The organism is Candidatus Omnitrophota bacterium, from assembly GCA_030695905.1.
Taxonomy (GTDB): Bacteria; Omnitrophota; Gorgyraeia; order 2-01-FULL-45-10; family 2-01-FULL-45-10; genus CAZHPY01.
In genome coordinates, this window is sequence record JAUYOL010000031.1 from 1 (window position 1) to 18,855 (window position 18,855).

26 protein-coding genes and 1 tRNA gene are annotated in these 18,855 nt (G+C 41.7%); 22 read left to right on the forward strand and 5 right to left on the reverse strand.

Annotation, left to right across the window (positions count from 1 at the left end):
- Positions 1-63: 63 nt before the first annotated feature.
- The 21 genes from Q8R38_04655 (at position 64) to Q8R38_04755 (ending at position 15,334) form a co-directional block, all read left to right on the forward strand.
- A tRNA-His gene (locus Q8R38_04655) sits at positions 64-141 on the forward strand.
- Between the two features lie 259 nt (positions 142-400).
- Entirely contained in the window at positions 401-565 is a 165-nt protein-coding gene (locus Q8R38_04660; protein MDP3791315.1) for a hypothetical protein, read from the forward strand.
- A gap of 29 nt (positions 566-594) precedes the next feature.
- Positions 595-1,473 (forward strand): hypothetical protein, encoded by an 879-nt coding sequence (locus Q8R38_04665; GenBank protein ID MDP3791316.1) that lies wholly within the window; start codon positions 595-597, stop codon positions 1,471-1,473.
- A 62-nt stretch (positions 1,474-1,535) separates the two neighbouring features.
- Entirely contained in the window at positions 1,536-1,919 is a 384-nt protein-coding gene (locus Q8R38_04670; GenBank protein MDP3791317.1) for a type II toxin-antitoxin system RelE/ParE family toxin, read from the forward strand.
- Positions 1,897-2,241, forward strand: a complete 345-nt coding sequence (locus tag Q8R38_04675; GenBank protein ID MDP3791318.1) for a helix-turn-helix transcriptional regulator — start codon at positions 1,897-1,899, stop codon at positions 2,239-2,241. The genes Q8R38_04670 and Q8R38_04675 overlap by 23 nt, the downstream gene beginning before the upstream one ends.
- A 172-nt stretch (positions 2,242-2,413) precedes the next feature.
- Positions 2,414-3,676, forward strand: coding sequence for an ATP-binding protein (locus Q8R38_04680; protein ID MDP3791319.1), 1,263 nt, complete (start codon positions 2,414-2,416; stop codon positions 3,674-3,676).
- A 201-nt stretch (positions 3,677-3,877) separates the two neighbouring features.
- Positions 3,878-4,219 carry a DUF5674 family protein gene (locus tag Q8R38_04685; protein ID MDP3791320.1) on the forward strand — a complete coding sequence of 114 codons (342 nt, stop codon included), beginning with the start codon at positions 3,878-3,880 and terminating at the stop codon, positions 4,217-4,219.
- Positions 4,216-4,548 carry a hypothetical protein gene (locus Q8R38_04690; GenBank protein MDP3791321.1) on the forward strand — a complete coding sequence of 111 codons (333 nt, stop codon included), beginning with the start codon at positions 4,216-4,218 and terminating at the stop codon, positions 4,546-4,548. The genes Q8R38_04685 and Q8R38_04690 overlap by 4 nt, the downstream gene beginning before the upstream one ends.
- Before the next feature lie 190 nt (positions 4,549-4,738).
- Positions 4,739-5,131 carry a hypothetical protein gene (locus Q8R38_04695; protein ID MDP3791322.1) on the forward strand — a complete coding sequence of 131 codons (393 nt, stop codon included), beginning with the start codon at positions 4,739-4,741 and terminating at the stop codon, positions 5,129-5,131.
- Between the two features lie 63 nt (positions 5,132-5,194).
- A complete protein-coding gene (locus Q8R38_04700) occupies positions 5,195-5,539 on the forward strand; it encodes a metalloregulator ArsR/SmtB family transcription factor (GenBank protein MDP3791323.1) in 345 nt (114 codons plus the stop codon).
- 50 nt (positions 5,540-5,589) lie between these two features.
- Positions 5,590-7,890 carry an MMPL family transporter gene (locus Q8R38_04705; GenBank protein MDP3791324.1) on the forward strand — a complete coding sequence of 767 codons (2,301 nt, stop codon included), beginning with the start codon at positions 5,590-5,592 and terminating at the stop codon, positions 7,888-7,890.
- Positions 7,887-8,708 (forward strand): outer membrane lipoprotein-sorting protein, encoded by an 822-nt coding sequence (locus Q8R38_04710; protein ID MDP3791325.1) that lies wholly within the window; start codon positions 7,887-7,889, stop codon positions 8,706-8,708. The genes Q8R38_04705 and Q8R38_04710 overlap by 4 nt, the downstream gene beginning before the upstream one ends.
- Before the next feature lie 32 nt (positions 8,709-8,740).
- Positions 8,741-10,051, forward strand: a complete 1,311-nt coding sequence (locus Q8R38_04715; protein MDP3791326.1) for a hypothetical protein — start codon at positions 8,741-8,743, stop codon at positions 10,049-10,051.
- 60 nt (positions 10,052-10,111) lie between these two features.
- Positions 10,112-10,294 (forward strand): DUF2892 domain-containing protein, encoded by a 183-nt coding sequence (locus tag Q8R38_04720; GenBank protein ID MDP3791327.1) that lies wholly within the window; start codon positions 10,112-10,114, stop codon positions 10,292-10,294.
- A gap of 21 nt (positions 10,295-10,315) precedes the next feature.
- Entirely contained in the window at positions 10,316-10,876 is a 561-nt protein-coding gene (locus tag Q8R38_04725; GenBank protein MDP3791328.1) for a peroxiredoxin family protein, read from the forward strand.
- A gap of 40 nt (positions 10,877-10,916) precedes the next feature.
- Complete coding sequence (locus tag Q8R38_04730) at positions 10,917-11,522, forward strand: hypothetical protein (protein MDP3791329.1); 606 nt, start codon at positions 10,917-10,919, stop codon at positions 11,520-11,522.
- A gap of 107 nt (positions 11,523-11,629) precedes the next feature.
- Positions 11,630-11,983 (forward strand): DsrE family protein, encoded by a 354-nt coding sequence (locus Q8R38_04735; GenBank protein MDP3791330.1) that lies wholly within the window; start codon positions 11,630-11,632, stop codon positions 11,981-11,983.
- Positions 11,984-11,995: 12 nt separating this feature from the next.
- Positions 11,996-12,739 (forward strand): methyltransferase domain-containing protein, encoded by a 744-nt coding sequence (locus Q8R38_04740; protein MDP3791331.1) that lies wholly within the window; start codon positions 11,996-11,998, stop codon positions 12,737-12,739.
- A gap of 513 nt (positions 12,740-13,252) precedes the next feature.
- Complete coding sequence (locus Q8R38_04745; protein ID MDP3791332.1) at positions 13,253-14,374, forward strand: DUF4172 domain-containing protein; 1,122 nt, start codon at positions 13,253-13,255, stop codon at positions 14,372-14,374.
- Positions 14,375-14,691: 317 nt separating this feature from the next.
- Positions 14,692-14,958 (forward strand): metalloregulator ArsR/SmtB family transcription factor, encoded by a 267-nt coding sequence (locus tag Q8R38_04750; protein MDP3791333.1) that lies wholly within the window; start codon positions 14,692-14,694, stop codon positions 14,956-14,958.
- Between the two features lie 16 nt (positions 14,959-14,974).
- Complete coding sequence (locus Q8R38_04755; GenBank protein ID MDP3791334.1) at positions 14,975-15,334, forward strand: C-GCAxxG-C-C family (seleno)protein; 360 nt, start codon at positions 14,975-14,977, stop codon at positions 15,332-15,334.
- A gap of 30 nt (positions 15,335-15,364) precedes the next feature.
- Here Q8R38_04755 and Q8R38_04760 read toward each other — a convergent pair whose 3' ends face one another.
- The 4 genes from Q8R38_04760 to Q8R38_04775 form a co-directional block, all read right to left on the reverse strand.
- Positions 15,365-15,523 (reverse strand): hypothetical protein, encoded by a 159-nt coding sequence (locus Q8R38_04760; protein MDP3791335.1) that lies wholly within the window; start codon positions 15,521-15,523, stop codon positions 15,365-15,367.
- A gap of 23 nt (positions 15,524-15,546) precedes the next feature.
- On the reverse strand, positions 15,547-15,699 hold the full coding sequence (locus Q8R38_04765; protein ID MDP3791336.1) for a hypothetical protein: 153 nt from the start codon (positions 15,697-15,699) through the stop codon (positions 15,547-15,549).
- A gap of 1 nt (position 15,700) precedes the next feature.
- Positions 15,701-16,798 carry a nitronate monooxygenase family protein gene (locus Q8R38_04770; protein MDP3791337.1) on the reverse strand — a complete coding sequence of 366 codons (1,098 nt, stop codon included), beginning with the start codon at positions 16,796-16,798 and terminating at the stop codon, positions 15,701-15,703.
- Between the two features lie 116 nt (positions 16,799-16,914).
- Entirely contained in the window at positions 16,915-17,079 is a 165-nt protein-coding gene (locus tag Q8R38_04775) for a DNA-directed RNA polymerase (GenBank protein ID MDP3791338.1), read from the reverse strand.
- Positions 17,080-17,264: 185 nt separating this feature from the next.
- Between Q8R38_04775 and Q8R38_04780 the strand changes: the two genes are divergently transcribed.
- Positions 17,265-17,843, forward strand: a complete 579-nt coding sequence (locus Q8R38_04780; protein MDP3791339.1) for a rubrerythrin family protein — start codon at positions 17,265-17,267, stop codon at positions 17,841-17,843.
- Here the strand turns inward: Q8R38_04780 and Q8R38_04785 are convergent.
- Positions 17,816-18,784: a 4Fe-4S cluster-binding domain-containing protein gene (locus Q8R38_04785; GenBank protein ID MDP3791340.1), complete on the reverse strand. Its 969-nt coding sequence runs from the start codon at positions 18,782-18,784 to the stop codon at positions 17,816-17,818. The genes Q8R38_04780 and Q8R38_04785 overlap by 28 nt on opposite strands.
- Positions 18,785-18,855: the final 71 nt, after the last annotated feature.

The following is an 18,855-nucleotide window of genomic DNA, read 5'->3' on the forward strand; positions in this document are numbered from 1 at the left end:
GAGGGTCGCCTGTTCGAATCAGGCCAGGGACGCCAATTTTATGAAGAAGCAAAGAGTTTTGTGGTGGGTGTAGCTCAGCCCGGCTAGAGCACTTGACTGTGGCTCAAGACGTCGCGGGTTCAAATCCCGTCATCCACCCCAGTTTCGAGACAGTAGTCGAACCACGAGAGACTTCAATAACTCGTGTGATTTCAAGCAGTTAGAGGATTTGGTTTTTCAGGCTCGACTACTGTCCTGTTTGAGTTAGTTATTGGACGCCACTGCGAACCATAGAGCGCAGAGGTTAACATTCTAGAGGTGCTTAATTATGAATATCTTGATTGCTGTTGTAGCTACCTTTATTGTTACTGCCATATGGCAGTTATTTTCATCAAGAAAAATACGAGCAAATCACAGATTAATGACTACAGCGTTAATTAAAGAGCTTGATGAGATGGCGATGAAGCTTGGACACAAAGACTTTATAGTATATTTAAGTGCCACTAAGGGGCATGACTATGCAAATACCGCGGCCATTAATCTTAAATCATTTTATGATTCCTTTACTGATAGGGGAGCGGATTAATAACATTTTTGATTAATAAATGGAGCATAATGGATAAAAAACATTTAATAATAGGGTGGATAGTTGTTTTCATTGTATTAAGTATTTCTTCGATATGTTTTTCAGAGATTATCCATACGGCTTTCAACGAACAAGAGGTTAGCGGTTTTGATAAGCAATTAAAGAAACAGGGCATAGATATGCCGGAGGATGGTATTAATGAAATTCATAAAATTGATATAAATAATGATGGAAACGATGAATATGTTTTAACTAATACCAGTGGTTCTGGGCAATATTTTGATATTATTGGTATTTATAAAAAAGATGACGAGAAAATTCGAGATATATTTGATGAAATAAAATTACCATTACGGCGCTCAATTAGAGATGCTCGAAAAGAAACTTATGATTTAGAAGAAGGCTATGTAGGTCTTATGCGTGGGGAGGTAATTTTTGAAAGAGTTGATAAGCAAATATTTTTTACACTCATTGAACGAAGCGAAGATCGTCCATCTCCCTGGGCGTATAAATTTTTATGGAATAAAAATGGTATTGAGTTAATAGCTTCCGATTCGCTTGCGAGGGGAAGACCCCTCGAGGGTGAAGCGAAAATGGAATTAATTCTAGTATTAATAATCGCTTTTGCAGCACATACAATAAGCATATTGCTAGCCCTATATATTTATGACGACGCAAGGCGAAGATATGTCGCCAAGATCTGGCCATTTATGTGGGCGGCCTTAGTGTACTGTGCATGGCTATTTCTTGGTTGGATATACTTTTTATCAAGACCCCCGATTACAATTCGAGATATCAAAAAACGTTCAAAGTTAAAAACAATTGTTATATGGCTTATATCATATCCCGTGGTTATTATTGTGTTCCTTTTAGTTGTTGCGGCACGTAGTTTTCTAAAAAATATTTAAACTAACCTCTTGACAATACAACCATTTAGTTGTATACTTTATATAGGTGGAGATGAGGCTTTGTGGGTAGGATAGTAAGCTATTATTATTTGACAGAATCCGGCAAATGTCCGGTAAGAGAATTTATAGATTCTTTGGATTTTAAAACACAACGTAAGTTCTTTTTTGTTAAAGAGTTATTAGAAGAATTTGGCCATAAACTGCCTTATCCGCATGCTAAATATATAGGAAATGATGTATTTGAGCTAAGATTTAGAGGACAAGAGGGGCATATAAGAGTTTTATATTTCTTTTACCATCAAGATAGGGTTATATTTACTAACGGATTTATTAAGAAAACCGGCAAAACGCCAAAGAATGAAATAGAAACAGCAATAGAAAGAAGAAGTAAATATTTAAGCAAAACCAAAGGGGATGATTATAATGAAGATAGAAAGAGTAGATGAACATTTAAAAGAGAAGTTAAAAGACCCTTATTTTAAAGAACTATATGAGCTTGAAGAGCAAAAATTAAAGATTGTCAAGCACATCATTGACTATCGCATCAAAAATGATTTAACACAAGGAGATCTTGCTAAAAAGATAGGGGTGACGCAGCAGCACATATCAAAAATAGAAAATGGCGAATTTAGCAGCATGTCTACACTTGAAAAGGTGCTTTTATCCATAGGCTATACTGTAAAGATCCAGGCAACGCCATTACGGGGAAGTATAAGGCATAGAATAGAGCAGATTATTCATCCCAAGAAAAAAGTTCAGTTCGCGTAAGTAGTTGGAAAGGGGATGTCGAGAGATATCTCGAGCCGAGCGCGCCTTCTTCGGTAAAATGCTATAACTAGCTGTGCTGTAGGCTGTTGTGTGACTCGACTACTGTCTCGTTTGGGACCCCAGTTTTTGGATAGAAGTCGAACCATTTAATTATAACTAACAGGAAACCTATATGAGATTTAATCCATTTCGTCCTGGTAGTATCGTTCCTCCCGGAATGTTTTGTGGGCGCATCGAAGAAATTATGGCCCTAGAACGTATTTTATTCCAGACATCCAAAGGTAATCCTAATCATTTTTTATTGCAAGGTGAAAGGGGGATTGGTAAATCTTCATTGCTGTACTATATGCAATGTGTGGCGACTGGACAGATACTAGCGCTCGATGGACAGAAGTTTAAATTTATTAAAGTGAATTTGGAATTGACGCCTGCAAATTCGTATGTAGATATCATTAAGAAGCTAGGTACAGAACTTCAGAGAGAAGTGGCGTCATATAGTGGCGCGAAGGAATTACTTAAAACAGCTTGGAGCTTCCTGAAAAATTGGGAAGTTGCCGGAGTCAGATATAATACGCCTGCTACATCACTTAATCCTGAGGAATTATTAGATGATTTAACGCATACGATTTCAAAGACTTTGGAAGAATTTGGTGGTGAGATAAGCGGAATTATAGTTTTGATTGATGAAGCTGACAAACCAAATGAATCTGCCAGGTTAGGCGAGTTATTAAAAATTTTAACCGAACGTTTAACAAAAAAAGGTGCAGATAGAATTTGTTTTGGATTATCGGGCTTGCCAGATGTGGTAAGAAAACTAAAAAGTAGTCATGAGTCTTCGCCACGTATCTTTGAAATTTTTACTTTGCAATGTTTATCCCTAGAAGAAAGAAAAGAGGTTGTGCGTTCTGGATTAAGACGTGCAGAGAAAGAAAATGGTTTTGCAGTAACAATTACGCCTGAAGCAGAAAATTGGATTGGATGGTGGTCGGAAGGTTTTCCTCATTTTGTACAACAGTTTGCACATTCTGCTTTTGACACGGATATCGATAATAATATAGATGAAAATGATGTTGATAAAGGTGCTTTTAAGGAAAATGGGGCTTTTCAACAACTTGGGGTAAAATATTTTGAAGAAATGTATTTTGATAAAATTAATTCAGATGAATATAGGGAAGTTCTAAAAGCGATGTCTCAAATAGATATTGAAATAAAAGGAAGCTGGATTTCAAGGCAGCAGATTAGGGATAAATTAGATAAAAATGAAATTAAAATGAAGCCGACAACTTTCAATAATGCAGTTAGAACATTATTACAAAGAAAGATTATTGTCCCTAAGCCTGGTTCTAAAGGTCAGTATCGGTTTCCTACAACTTCTTTTGGTGTATGGATACGGGGATATTCTCAGGCAAAAATACAATCAGCAGCCTTGAAATAACCCATTTATTTACGCAATAGGAAAATAGTAATAGTATATTTTTTATCTCACCATCCCAGAAATCAGCGAGGAATTGCCTCTCTGAATTGCGGAATGTGGTACATATTAAGGTGTTTGATACATCAAGTGTCATTTGAGGGTTAGAGAGGTTTCCCCTCGGCTCATACGAGAGGGACCCCATTTTTTGGAATAGAAGAAAATATGGAAATAGTAGATAAGAAAATTACAATAAACGAGCTTAAGAAAACAGCTGCAAATACTTTTGGGGATTTGGTAAAAGCAGTTGTTGATGTGGATAGGGAGTTAATCGCCCTTGATGCCGAGCTTCATTCGGATTTGGAAGCGCTGCTTATTGAGGATGGATCGAAGCAGAAAAGTTTATGGGGGATTAACCTTTATCCGGAATTAAAAGGAGATGGGTTTATTGAATTTGATTCACTGATTAATATACGTCCGTCCGTACCAAATAGAAGTCGCGGCGTGGAAAACGAAGAAATGCAGAAAAGAATAATATTGATAGTCGCTAAATGGATAATCCTATGAGTTATCAACATAAGGATCTCGCGTCAGGTCGATGGAATAGTCTATCGTTCCTGGAGCAAATGGCGAATATAGGCAGCGAAGTCGAGCGTGCTTTAAGCTGGCAGGCAAAAGATAATATTGCATATAGCCAAAAAGCCTTTGAACGTGCTCTTGAGCTTTTGGATTTAACATTGGATAATAGCGAAGCCCATGCTCGTATTAAAGAGCTTAGCCGTATGCGTGAAGCCATTGTTGATTATTTTATGGGCTCAAATATGTTTAATTCCACAGCGGAGTCCTGGAGAAGATATTTCTTACCCTTTGCCTATTCAGTTCGTTCCCATAGTTAAACCTTAAACATTAATTTAGATAAATCTTAAATTTGATTGCATCTTCCGTAGAGGATTGGTAACCTCAGATTCACCCTGGGCTGTATACGGAGAGGGCGCCCCATCGTTGAATTTGATCGCCCGCCGTGAGGGGAGACGCCCAATTATTTTTGATTCGGTTTCGGATATCCGGGTTATATAATATACCGCCATGTTCGAAACCTATCGCCATCTTAGACACAAATATCCTAAAATCTCCTTATATCAAGAACGACGCCTTATCAAGCAAGCGCAGGGGCGCTCCAAGAAAAAGAAGAATGAGCTTGTAGAACGCCATGTCTGGTTTGTAATCTTCCGGATCAATAATATAGCATTCCCGGCATATCGCGCTCGTTTCGGGGAAGAGATCCTATCACAAGCCATATTTATCTTATATGAAAAAGTTAAAACTTACGACTTAAGATATAAGGATAAGAAAGGTAACTTAAAACCCGTCCGGTTTAGCTCTTATATTTGGAAAAGGATAGACGGCTTTATTATCGATTGCTTTAAGAGTGAGCTTAGTAGGGAAAAAATAAATATAAAAAAGCTTGACAATCTATAAGTTGCATAGTAAAGTAGTTTCGAAATACATAAACTATGAAAATAACTATAAGGAGGCGTAGCAATGGATAAGAATATGGAAGAGCGAATGTTTCAAATGCATGCCGAGGTTTGTAAAAGCATGGCTAACCCAACACGGTTAAAGATCATAAATTTATTGGGCGAAGGAGAAAAAAGCGTTGAAGAATTAAGGAAAAGTCTCAAATTACCTAAAGCGAATCTTTCTCAACATTTGAGCATACTACGCCAGCGTAGGATCGTTGCCGCAAGAAGAGAGGGTCTTAATGTTTACTATAAATGCGCAAATCAAAAAATGCTCAAAGCCTGTGCGATCTTACGAGAAGTGTTGATGGAGCAACTCGCAGACAGCGGCCGTTTAGGTAAATGGATAGATAAGGGGGAGAAATGACCCATTCGACAAGCTCAGGGTCATCCTGAGCGACTGAAAGGAGCCGAAGGATGAAACTCGAACGTTTAACGCAAATCGGTTTAGACCGCCCTAAGCTTATTATTGGACTCGTAATTGTCATTAGCCTTTTCTTCATGGCGCAGTTTCCAAAGATTACAATCGATACCGATCCCAAGCATATGCTTCCTGCGGATTCTCCCGTTCGCCAGTATAACGATAAGGTGGAAAAAGACTTTGTCCTTCATCCTGATGTGATTGTATTAGGAATAGTCAATACGGATGGGGTTTTTAACCCGCAGACCCTTACCTATATTAAGGATCTGACGAATGCTGTTCGGCAGATCCCCGGCGTAATCGTGCGGGATGTGGATAGTTTGTCAACCGTAGAGAATGTATTTTCTAATGAGGGTGAGCTTGTTGTCAGGCCTGCTTTAGGTGATATTCCACAGACTGAAAGTACGCTATCAGCTTTGCGCAAAAGCATTTTAGATAACTCGCTTTTTGCGGGGCGATTTATTTCTTCGGACGGGAAAGCCGTAGCGATCTTTATCCCTATAGAGCCGACCGCCAACGGTAAGGAAATAGCAGATAAAATCCGTACAGTACTGCCGAAAAATTCAGGTCAGAATCATTTTTATCTTGCAGGAGATCCGGTTGCCCGCGATACATTCGGAACAGAGATGTTTCGCCAGATGGCACTTTTTTCTCCTATAGCTGGTTTTGTGATGTGTGTCGCGTTATGGTTTATGTTTCGCAATGTCACCGTGATTATTGCTAACATGGCTGTTGCAATGATCAGTATCATCTGGAGCATGGGAGGAATGATCGGCTTAGGGCTTCCTGTCCATATCATGAGCTCTATGGCCCCGGTATTTTTAATGGCTATTGCAACCGATGCGGTTCACATTTTTAATGAGTTTGCCTTCCGATTAGGTGAAGGGCACGATAAACGCAAGGCCATTCTGGAAACAATGAAAGTTGTTGCTCATCCAGTCTTTTATTCGGATGTCACCACAGCCGTGGGTTTTGCCGCGCTTGCGACAGTTACCATCGTTCCGGTCAAGATTTTCGGGCTTGTTGTTGCGTTTGGGACACTGGTTATCCTTCTTATGAGCTATACCTTTGTTCCGGCTCTACTTATGCTTATTCCCGAAAAGCATATTTTAAAGCTTGCATCAGCGCAGGGAAAAGGAGATAAGCTACCCCCGTCGCTTTTACGTTTGGGACGTTTTTGTGTAGAAAAGGCCAAGCCAATCATACTTGTGGGTATCGTGCTGTTTATAGTGGCGATGGCAGGCCTTACGCGCATTCATGTTAATAACAATATGGTCCATTGGTTTAAATTCAATAGTGAAGTCAGGTCCGCAGATCGTCTCATGAATAAATATCTCGGTGGAACTTCCACAGCCTATTTGGTCGTTCAGGCCAAAGACGATGGTGCTGTGGGGGATCCCGTGTTTTTACGTCAAATTGAAGGCCTTCAGCGTGAATTGGAAAAAGACCCCCTTGTTGGGAAGACATTTTCCCTGGCAGACTATATTAAACGCACGAATCTGGTTATGCATGATGATGCACCGCTATTCAATCGCATACCGGATTCTAAGCAAGAAGTAGGGCAATACCTGTTTCTTTTACAATCAGCGGCAAAACCTCGGCACCTTGATAACGTTGCTGATTTTTCTCTTAAAACTGCCAATATAATTATTCAGTTGAAAAGTTGGGATGCTGATACGATGAAGTCAGTAATTAGCCGGGCAAATAGCTTCTTTGCTTCGCATCCGTTGCCGGAAGGAGCGAATTTTAAACCAGCTGGAATCGCCTATTTTAATATGGTATGGAACCATGAGGTGCTTTGGGGGATGGTTAACAGCTTCCTCTGGGGGCTCGTTCTGGTATTGATACTCCTTCTCTTCCAGACCCGTTCGTTTTTGTGGGGGGTATTGAGTTTTCTGCCGCTTCTTTTCACAATCGCGTTGATTTATGGCGTAGTCGGGTTAATCGGAAAAGACTTTGATATGCCGGTTGCCGTGCTATCCACACTTTCCTTGGGCATGGCTATTGATTTTGCTATCCATTTCGTTGGGCGGTTCCATCAGCGGTATAAAGAAGACCCTCGCCTTAAAGAGGCGCTTATTTGGACGGTAGCCAGACCGGGGAAAGGCATTTTTCTTAATGCCACCCTTTTTGCCACGGGATTTGCAGTAATGGCTTTTGCAGCCTTAACTCCATATATCACCGTTGGAGTATTTATGGCGGCAATTATGGTTCTTTCATCGGTAATGAGTGTTATTTATCTACCAGCCCTAATTCAATTAGGGCGTAGAAAACTAATCAAGGAAGGTGGCGTATGAAAAAAATACTCTATGTTTCAGCTGTTGTTTTTATGTTATTTGTGAGCGGTTTTTACACGAATAATGTTTATGCCGAAGACACGCAAAGCGGAAAGACGGCGATGAGTGATATGCTTTTAGCTTATTACTATCCTCAGATAGATGCTAAAAGCGAGATATCTATGCGCATCGTGAACCGTCAAGGCCAAGTCCGAGAGCGGCGCTTAACCATGCTTCGTCTTAATGATACACCCGGCGGCGATCAGTCTTATTACATCTATTTTCACGAACCTGCAGATGTTAAAGGGATGAGTTTTCTGGTATTGAAGCACATTGGCCGCGATGATGATCGCTGGATGTATTTACCTGCGATAGATCTGGTCAAGCGCATTGCTTCAAGTGACAAGCGTACTAGCTTTGCGGGATCAGACTTTACTTATGAGGATGTTTCAGGACGCGCTCTTGATGAGGACGCTAATGATCTGATGGGCGAAGAAAGTCTTGGCACGCAACCCTGCCTTGTGGTTAAAAGCACGCCGAAACGTCCGGACGAAGCAGGATTTAGCTATCGGAAATTCTGGATTGATAAAGTAACGCATCTTCCGCTTAAAGTAGAGCACTATGACCTCAAGGGAAAGCTTTACAAGGTTTATGAAACCCAGGAGATTCAAACTATTCAAGGCACACCGACAATCGCGAAAGCGGTAATGAAGGATCTCGAGGGTGAGCGGTATACCGAAATTACTATGAAAAAAGTTTCCTATAATGTGGGAGTTACCTCGGATATTTTCCAAGAAAGACTACTACGCAGACCTCCTAGACAATGGATTGGAGATTAAAAAGAACTTTATTCTTGTTAAAGCTGATTACCATGACAAAGATGAATATTAATAAAATATTGGCAATTCTGATGGCGATAGCTATGGTAAGTATGTGTGTGTCCACCGTAGCGCCTGCCGCCGAAGCGCCAAAGCTCCATGGCTTTGTCGAAACCGACATTGGGCTGAAAGTTAATGATGACAAGCTGGCGTCGAAGAATGGCTACAATATGGCAGAGCAGCGGGCAGAGTTCAAGCTACGGTATTTTCCTGATGAGCTTGCCATCCTTAAAGAGTGGAACACCGAGATCTTCTTCAAGACCGATGTCCTCATGGATGAGTATACGGAACAACCAAAGTGGTGGGGGCCACGGGAACTATATATAGCTTTTACGCCCTTCAGTTTCGCGGATGTTAAGATCGGCGAACAGATACTGACATGGGGCACGGGGGACTATATATTCATAAACGACCAGTTCCCGAAAGACTACACATCGTTCATCATAGGAAGGGACGATGAGTATCTTAAGCTGCCGTCATATGCGGGACGTCTTACGCTCTCTAGTTCGTTCGCATCTCTCGACCTTGTGGCCATACCGGCATTTACGCCTAATAATGTGCCGAATGGAAACAGGATCTCCTTCTTTGATCCATTGTTTAACCGGATAGTTGGGACGCAGTCTAACCGATACTTTGTCGAGCCTCCGATGAAGATCAGTAATACCGAAGTGGCAGCGCGGCTTTATGGGACAGTGAATAGCTACGAATGGGCTCTCTATTATAACCACGGTTATTATAAGAGTCCCGTAGGTTACAAGAACCAACAGACAGGGTTGCTTTATTATCCCGAGCTCGATGTCTACGGAGCAAGCATCCAGGGGCCCGTTCCGGTTGTTGGCGGCATAGTTAATTTTGAAACAGGCCTCCTGGATTCAAAAGAAGATGATTATGCCAAGAACCGATTAGTGCAAGATTCGACCGTGCAGTATCTCGTTGGGTATAAGCGTGGGTTCAAGAACGATTTTGAAGTGGGTCTCCAGTACTATATTATACAGATGCTTCACTATGCTGCCTATAAGAACAGCCTTCTACCCGGGGACTCACAAGATGACAAGGTATATCAGCAGTTCACGTTGCGACTAACAAAGCTCTTCGCGAACCAAACGGTTAACGCGTCCATCTTTGTATTTTATAGTCCCGTAGACCACGATACATACCTCAGGCCTTCACTCTCATGGAAAGCCACAGATGCGTGGAGTATTGTCATTGGCGGTAATATATTTCTCGGAAACCAAAATAATGCGGATTGGGGCCAGTTTAAGGGCGATTCTAATATTTATTGCCGTTTACGTTACAGTTATTAAGCCCTTCGACAGGCTCAGGGCTTAATCCTGAGCGAAGCCGAAGGATTAAGGAGGAGCGTCATGGTGGATAGAACTTTGCGTGGTATCGCAGGCTCATTCATACTTATAAGTCTCGTGCTGGCTCATTACGTAAGTCCGATATGGCTATGGTTTACCGCATTCGTAGGGTTTAATCTCTTCCAATCCGCATTTACGAACTGGTGTCCGATGATGTGGGTGTTGAAAAAGTGTGGGGTGAAATAAAACAAAAATATGAGGCTTGATATGAAACATCATAACCTGCATGGGCTGCTAATAATTATGTTAATTTTGACCTCAGCGGTTTTCACATTGAGACAGGAACAAGCCGGAGCCGAAGGTGCGTCTAGATTCATTCCTGAGACTGGAAATCAAGTCCCTGATTTTGCCCTGAATGATTTTAATGGCGGAAAATTCGTGCTTTCGGAGCCTAAAAAAGATACCAGTGCCATCCTTTTATGGTTTACCAATCTCTGTGGTGGTTGTCAGATGAAACTTCCCGAAATAGAAAAGGTTGACAATCTCTATAAAGAAAAGGGAGTTGAGGTAATCGCTATAAGTGTACTTGGAGAAGACAGAAAAACTGTTGAAAATATAATTCGTGAAAAGGGAATAACATTTAGATTTCTATACGACCCACAGGGTGAAGTGACAGGGCTATTTAGCGGAGAATATTATCCGGGCGCCTGCCCTTTAAAGAATATTTTTCTGATAGATAGAAACAGAAAAATCATATATGTAAGCCATTACCCCGGAATAGAAGAATCAGAACTAATTGTACAGTTAGAAAAAATAAAGAAAAAGTAAAACATTGTATAATATCTGCATAATTCAAAAGGAGACGAAGATGAAGAAAAAAATAATTGAGATCTCAACGTTGTTGATATTGGTAGCATTTGCAAGGGATGTATGGGCATACCCACCTGCTGTTGGGATACTCGGAGAGGCGAAAAATTGTCTTTCCTGTCACGTGAATAACGGGCCCTGGAAAGATGATGGGTTGACTATTATTGATATTCTGGACAAGGGGACAAAAAAGTCGTTAAAACAGATTGATGGGAGCTTTCTCATTGAGGTCAAGAGGGGTGAGAAAAAAACAATCCTCACAGTAATCGGTCGCTCAAAAGCAGACAAAGAGGAATCTCCTTACAGAAATGCTTGGCTTTATGTAGATCCTAGAACCATAGGAACAACTTCTTTGTCAAAGTTCGCGCCCGGATGGGATGTGAATTTACCGATGTCATGCAGAATTGTCGGGGATACATTAGAAGGATATGAAGGAACAAAAATTTCTGTTCTTCCAATGACAATTCAACCTTCTGATGCTGCCCAAGATGCAGAATTGATGCTCCAGGTTATGCCTACAAAAGGTGAATCTGTCAAAGGCAAACCAAAAGAAGGAATGATAGGCAACTATTTTGAACGAAAGGTTAAGTTAAAAGTCATGGACTAATGTCGTAAAAAGAGAATATCCAAAGGTCGATTTCATTACGGATACCCAGAAAGACGCCTTATGACATTGACTTATGGATAAAGTTACCAAGAAAGAAAGGGTGCATTATGGATAAAATTACAGTTATTTTAAATGAAGGACCAAATACTATGCGTTCATGGAATGGGATACGCCTGGCCGGGGGCCTGTTGGATGTGAATATAGAGGCAGAGATAATTTTGTTCGATGAAGCGGTTTTCTGCGCTAAGAAAGCACAAAATCCTCCGGAGGAATTGAAAGGCTTAAACCTCGCCCAAAAATTATCAGAATTAATCAAGCTGGGCGTTAAAGTCTTGGTTTGCGGAAGTTGCTGTGAAGCAAGAGGACTGAAAAAGGAAGAGTTAATCGAAGGTGCCGAAGTCTGTTGCCTGACAGATGTTGCCAATGCCATAAAAACAAGCAAACAAACGCTGGTATTTTAGAGGAGGTATCAAATGCTCAATATAAACCCGGATGAAATCAAGAAATTAGTTAAGAATAAATATAGCGAAGTATCAAAAAACCCTTGTGGTGTATTTAATTTTCCGGTAGGCAAAATGTTTGCCTTAAAAGTAGGCTATCCTAAAGAGGTATTGGATAAATTGCCCTCTTCCCTGACCGAATCCTTTACCGGAGCGAATAACCCCCAATCCTTTATAGAATTAAAAAAAGGAGAGGTGGTCTTAGATCTGGGTTGTGGAGCAGGGTTGGATCTTTACTTTTATGCCAAGGCCGTCGGAGAAAAGGGCAAAGCTTATGGCCTCGACATCTCAGAAGATATGATGAACAAGGCAAAACGAAACATGGAACTGGCAGGGATAAAGAACACGGAAATTTCTGTAGGTGAATCCGACAATCTCTCCTTTAACGATAATTTTTTTGACGTCGTTGCCAGTAACGGCATATATAACCTTTCTCCTGATAAAGAAGCAGTGATGAAAGAAGTTTACCGCGTATTAAAACCGGGAGGCCGGACTGTATTTTGTGAGATTGTTTTAAAAGAGCTTTTGTCGGAAGAGGAAAGAAAAAGTCACAGCGATTGGTTCAGGTGCATCGGAGGCGCGTTAGTGGAAAAGGACTTCCTGGCTCTTATGGAGAAAACGGGATTCAAGAACATAGAAGTCATCTCTAAATGCCGCAATGCCAGAACAGGTCACCTATTAGCCCTTTGCGCTAACATCAAGGCTTATAAGATATAAAAATAAAACTTTTTCATGAAAATATTTATTGATAGGTCTTTTTTGTTGCGTTATCATATATGCATATACGAATATGAAAAAGAAAACATATCCCATAAAGTTGTGCACTGGTTTTTTCAGGGCATTATCCGATCTAACGCGGCTTAATATCGTAATGCTGCTTGTACGAGAAGTCGTTTAAACTGACACACGGGCAGATGAAGAAGTGCAGGCACTTCCCACGAGATTCATTTAGAAGAAGTGCCCTCCGAAGCTCCCTCTCGTTTACGCATAGGGGAGCGTAGGAGGGCAACATGTTATGTATTGCGTCTATATCCTCCAGAGCCTAAAAGACAAAAGTTATTGCACGGGCCTTGCTACGGATGTAGAAGCTCGTCTGAAAAAGCCCTGCATTTTGAGAAATAGCTTAAATCCGATTAGCAGCGGAATACTTGCCATAAGAAGCATTTGATGATATAATTGTATCACATATTGAAGCGATTAATAGCCATAATCGCCTCAGAAAGCATACATATGAAGTATATTTGGGAACGCAAAAACTGGTTTGATTTCAAATATGACAACGCGGTTTTACTTAAACCATTAAGTGAACTACGTGTATTACAAGGTAAGCTATTAGGGCGCCTTGCGTCTTTGGACATCAAGCTTGAAACTGAGGCCCAAGGTGCTATTCTAGTTGAAGAAACCGTTCGTACCGCAGAAATCGAAGGGCAAAAGCTAAATCGTGATGAAGTCCGATCATCGGTAGCTGTGAAGCTTGGCCTACCGTATGGCGTAGGTCCACATAATAGGAATATTGACGGCCTCGTAGATGTTTTACTGGACGCCGTTCGTTTTCACGATAAACCTCTAACGCTCGAACGGCTTAATGGCTGGCACGCAGCATTGTTCCCTACAGGTTATTCCGGATTAAGAAAGATTAAAACCGGTAAGCCAAGAGGCGATGAGCTTATGCAAATAGTGTCCGGTCCTGCCGGTAAGGAAAAAGTACATTTTGAGGCATTGCCAAGAGATCGCCTCGATGAGGAGATGCGACTTTTCCTAAAATGGTGGAATTCATCTCAAGGTAGCTCTGACGGCATACTGCGTGCCGCTGTTGCTCATCTGCGTTTTTTAACGATCCATCCTTATGAAGATGGCAATGGGCGACTTGCACGGGCTATAACAGATATGGCGTTAGCGCAGGATGAAAAGATGAGGGTGAGGTTTTACAGCGTCTCTTCCCAGGTTATGCGTTCGAGAAATGAATACTATAATATCCTCGAAGGTGTACAACGTTGCCGTATTGAGCCAACAGAATGGTTTTTGTGGTTTATTAAATGTATTACTATGTCTATCGAGGATTCACGCGATATCATAGCAAATGTCTTTATGAAGATCGATTTCTGGAACCAGCACGCCCAAGATGAGCTTAATGATAGGCAGAAGAAGATTATCAATCGTATGTTGGAGCTAGGTCCGGGTAATTTTACCGACGGGCTGACGACGCGAAAATATGTAAGTATAACAAAAGCAAGCCGTGCTACGGCATTCCGTGAGATTTCAGATATGCTAGATAAAAAGATACTACACCAATTGTCCGGCAAGGGCCGCAGTGTTCACTATGATTTAATCTGGCCGCAGGTAGGGAAGTAGAGAGGCGGGTCGTTTTGACGCAGAAAGGCGTCTCTAACGTGCTTGATCCAGCGACCCTAAATTTGACGCCACTGCGAACCATAAAAGGCTTGAAATGGGGCCATCCCACAAAGTGACATCTTAGTACATGGAGTGTCCCCATGTGGGATGGGCCTAATAGCGAGAGGTTTCCCCTCGGCTTATATGATAAGAACCTCAACATTAAAGCCTATGATCGGAACATCAGTCATAGGCTTTTTCATTATTTTTAATAAAATACTTGAGAAAGTGAAATATATATCGTATTATCCATATAATACGATTAAGGATATGTGCGCATGATTTCCGATTATAAAAAAGAAAGCGAGATCTTAAAAGCGCTGGCCCATCCGATACGCCTTAAGATGGTAGAAGGCTTAATGCATAATGAGTGCAATGTAAAAAAAATAGTAAAAGCTTTAAGGATCCCGCAGTCCACAGCCTCGCAGCATCTGGCACTCCTTAAGGCCAAGGGAATAGTCCAGATGAGAAAAGAAGGCGTTAAGACGTGTTATCGTGTCCTTGATGCCAAGATCTCCGAACTGATAAAAATATTGGGTAAATAAATATCACAGGTGAGCCATGAGTGTTGCGAAAGCGAAAGCATATTATACTGATAGAAGCGGTCCTAAGAAACTGAATTGCGCCCAGGTGGTAATAGCGGCGTTCAGGGAGAAATTCGATTTAGATGAAAATACTGTTCATCTATTTGCGTCTTTTGGCAGCGGCAGAGCTCCGGAAGGCGAATGCGGAGCTCTATACGCCGCAAAATTTATTTTAGACAAGAATTATCAGGATAAAACAGAAGAATGCCGTAATATATTCATGTCTAAAGCAGGTTCTATAAAGTGCAAGGAGATAAGACGGCTTAAGAAGCTTTCGTGTATCGGTTGTGTCGAAACGGCGGCGGGTTTTCTTGATAAGGCCGGCAAAAGTTGGTAAAGGTACGTGTTCGCTCTTTTTTTAATTGAGTTATTGGTTTGTCGCGATACTTTGATCTGGAGCTTGGCCCTCTTCTTCCTTAGACTGGGCATTCTTCTTTTCTAATTTTTTCTGTTCTTTTTCTTCTCTCTTCTTTTTCTTCGCCAATTCTCTTTGGTATTTCTTATACGAATAGTTATCTCTGGCCACGCATCCTCCTTTTGTCTTTAATTTTATGCATGTGTTACAGCAGCAGCCTGCTTGGCTAAAGCTATATGCTGATGAACATGACAGTATGCCGAGAAATTATATATGCTTAAAAGCTGCTTACAGCTGCCGAGCTTGCAAAATCTGCGTTTTTTTATAGATCTTACTATCTTAGCCATATTATTGCCTCTTTTCATTATTTAGTTCACGCAGCGCCTCGCCTGCAATTTCATCCACCAGCTCTTTTACCGATACGATTTTTTTAACTCTCGATACATTACTACCGGCAAAAACAACAGCATTATCTATGTCGCCCTGCGCCGCGTTACAAAGGGCTTTGGCGATACAGTATGGCGCGGTTGCCGGATCGCATGTCCTAAGACATTTATAGCGGCAATTGAATGGAACCCTTTCGCCGGAAATAAGTCTGTCCGTGAAGCGGTTTTTAATTGCCCTGGCAGGCATCCCGACAGGGCTGTCGATTATGATGACGTCATCACTACCGGCTTCCAGGTACTTAGATTTAAATTTTTCTGAAACCGAACACTCAAAAGTCGTGACAAAGCGCGTAGCCATCTGGACTGCCCCGGCTCCCATATTTAAAAATCGCGCCATGTCTTTGCCATCAAAAATACCGCCCGCAGGGATTACCGGTATGTGCGCGTTATATTCTTTTTCGTATCCACTTGCCATCTTTAAGACCGAAGTAAACAGATCCTCAACCCGCTCTTCCGTATGTCCGAGTAAATCGGCAAGCTTGAATCCTATATGTCCGCCTGCCATAGAACCCTCTACCACAATCGCGGCGGGCAATATATTGTACCGTTTTTTCCAGGTCTTGATGATTAGGTCGGCTGCCCGCGCCGATGAAACTATAGGAATAAGTTTCGTGGATGACCCTTCAGTGTACTCCGGCAGTTTTAGAGGTAATCCCGCCCCCGATACGATGAAATCCGTATGTTCTTTAGCAGCGGTCCTTACAAGATCCTCAAAGTTGCTCAATGCTACCATGATGTTGACCCCAACAACGCCTCGGGTCAATCGCTTTGCTTCTCTTATCTCATTGCTAAGGGCTTCATTAGAAGCCTCAACAAATTCTCTTCCTTGTTCATCTATGCCATATGCTAATCCAACACTGGCAATAGTTCCTGCGCCGCCGCAATTGGCTACTGCGCTTGCCAGAGACGCAGTCGACACCTGGACTCCCATGCCTCCCTGGACGATAGGCACCTTGACTTCAAGATCACCTATTAAAAGCGGCTTTAACGTATTAATCATGTAAAATCACCTTTCCAAATAGCCCACGAAGAATTTCTTATGTTTCAAAAAAATTGGGACGTGTTAAAATGTAACACGTCCCAATAGTTACAATTATGTTTCAATGAACTTATTATTTAACGCCCGCTATTCTTGCGTTTAGAGAAACAATCCTTGCAATATACCGGACGATCTTCTCTTGGCTTAAACGGCACTTCACATTCTTTCTTGCAATCTGCGCAGGTCGCTTTATGCATCTCTCTTGGACCTGAACCGAATCCACCGCCGCCTTGATACCCCATGTTGCCTCCTTTTTTAACCTTGACTAAGGATCCTTTCACGTTTGAAACGCCCCTCAGCCTTTCGCGTATTATACCTTTAAATGGACAAAAACTCAAGCATAATAAAAATACGGGAAGATTTTGCTTGTCTGGGCCGTTTATTCGGATATAATGGACAGCACACAAAATATAGGAGGGTTAAAGGCATGTTAAAATCGATTAAAGGCACCAAGACAGAGAAAAATCTATTAAAAGCGTTTGCTGGTGAATCGCAGGCAAGAAACAGGTACACATATTTCGCCTCAGCCGCGAAGAAAGAAGGTTTTGAACAGATAGCAAACATATTTACCGAGACAGCCGAGAATGAGAAGGAGCATGCCAAGGTATTTTTTAAGCATCTTGAAGGCGGCGACGTCGAAATAACGGCTACGTATCCCGCAGGCGCGATAAAAGACACAAAAACAAACCTTGGGGAGGCAGCCGCCGGAGAGAATTTAGAATGGACAACGCTATACTCAGATTTTGCGAAGATAGCCAAGGATGAGGGTTTCCCGGAAGTGGCAAGGTCATTTGAGCAGATTGCGAAAGTTGAGAAATTTCACGAGTCGCGATATAGGAAGTTGATCAATAACATAGCGAATAAAGAAATCTTCGGCAAGAAGGTGTCAGTGAAGTGGCACTGTATAAATTGCGGATATGTAACTGAGGGTAGCGAAGCGCCGAAGGAATGTCCGGCCTGCAAGCATCCGCAAAGCTACTATGAGGTTTTGGCTGAAAACTTTTGAGCGAAGTTAGTTAATAGGTAGTGGCAGAAGAAACAATGGTTCCGGGTCTTGCCGGGGAAGCGCGCGCCATTTTTTTCAAGAGAGCGTCTTATAGAATGTAGCCCCTTGCCGAATATTGCCGATACAAATCTATTTTTCCCGGCGTTACCAAGAAGTTTTTTCGGAGTATCTGTTTTAATGGAGCCTATTGTAAGTATATCCGAATCGTTTGCGTACCCGCAGCACGGCTTTACCGTTCCATCCGCAAGCACAAAGAATGCGTTTCCCGGCCCACGGCAAAAGTCATCCTTGAACCATTTTCCATCCCATAGGTCTTTTAATTTCGCGGCTTTTCCTACGGCAGACAGATCAAGATAAAATATTTTTATAAATAATCCAGCTCTTCTTATAGACGCATTTTTTGGTGAACTAAATTTTATATGGGCCTTTAAGACGTGCGCCAGCCGTGCTAAAATCTTGCGAGTTTGGCCATCTTTCGCGCCTATTACCGCGGCAATAGACACTATGTCAGGCCGGTTAAATATATCTATTGCCGTTTCTATGAATAGAGCAACTTTCTTAAGGTCCTGGCGGTGGAATGCGTCAACGCTGACGCATATATCGCCATCATAGCCAGCGTCGAATATTTTCTTAAGCTTTACGGTTAACTCATTTTTTGTGCCAAACCATACAGCGTTTGTCATTATGCGGTTAAAAGATATATTTCGGTGTATAGCTTCTTTTATGATATTACTTAATGAGCCTGTTGCGAGGAAAGGTTCGCCGCCTGTAAATCCGACACGCTTGATTCCGAAATCTGCGCAAGCGTTAATAAATTTTATGGCGGTTTTGGTATTTAGGGAAGATCGTCCTTTTTTGACAGCACAATGGGAGCAGGTGAGGTTGCACCGGCCTGTTAGTGAAAATAAAATTTCACTGGGCTTAAATCGAAGCTTCTTCATAATGGCTATATTATAGGAGATAATGGCCTATAAGGTCAATAGTCGGCCCGAATTTACTTTGATAATAACCG